The sequence below is a fragment of the Vibrio sagamiensis NBRC 104589 genome (genome assembly GCF_007990935.1).
Lineage (GTDB): Bacteria > Pseudomonadota > Gammaproteobacteria > Enterobacterales > Vibrionaceae > Vibrio > Vibrio sagamiensis.
The window spans coordinates 1-777 of record NZ_BJXJ01000144.1 but is presented as its reverse complement, the minus strand read 5'-3'; the positions used below and the strand labels follow the sequence as shown (position 1 = coordinate 777).

The following is a 777-nucleotide window of genomic DNA, read 5'->3' as shown; positions in this document are numbered from 1 at the left end:
GTTTGTCAGGGTTCTGTTATTTATTGTTCGAATTAAGAAATAAAGCCTTGTGGCTTATATATTCACTGTGCTTATGGGTTTTTGACAATTAATTAATTTGAGTGAAGAATACACCACATCGCTACCGCTGATAATTATTATCAGATAAGCATTACACTTTAATATAGAGAGTTAAGACGCACATGAAAATTACACTAAATAAAATCCTTACTATTATTTCTGTAACTTCTGTACTAGCTAGCCCAATGACTCACGCTGAAGCAAAACCGGGTCAAATACATTTTGAAGGGGCTGTGACTGCAACGCCATGTGGTATTGTTCCTGAATCTCTTAATCAAGTGGTTCCATTCGGTCAAGTAAGCCAAGCTAACTTGTTAAATGGTGGTGCTTCTCAACGTCAAGACTTCGAGATTCGTTTAGTGAATTGTACGTTTGGTCCTGATGATAATAAAAAAGTATCAATTACATTTTCAGGTAATACAACATCTGGCTTTGCTAACGAACTCAAAACAGTCGGTGGTTCTGGAGATACGGTAGTCAAATTATACGATAGCAATGATAATCTTGTAGACTTTGACGTACCACTTGCAGACGTTGATCTTGTTGCTGGGAACAGTAATCAAAATATCTTACATTTCTCGGCTGAAGTAGCCATGTCAAAGCAAGATGGTGCAACGGTTAAAGAAGGGGAATTTGAAGCGACGTCAACATTTACCTTGGATTACAACTAAGCTCATCAAATAGTATTAGAAAATAGTATTCAATAAAAAGGTTCAA

The 777-nt window shown here is 36.4% G+C and carries 1 protein-coding gene; it reads left to right on the top strand.

Going from position 1 to position 777, the window contains the following annotated elements:
• Positions 1-182 precede the first annotated feature (182 nt).
• Positions 183-731: a fimbrial protein gene (locus VSA01S_RS19845; RefSeq protein ID WP_147052815.1), complete on the top strand. Its 549-nt coding sequence runs from the start codon at positions 183-185 to the stop codon at positions 729-731.
• Positions 732-777: the final 46 nt, after the last annotated feature.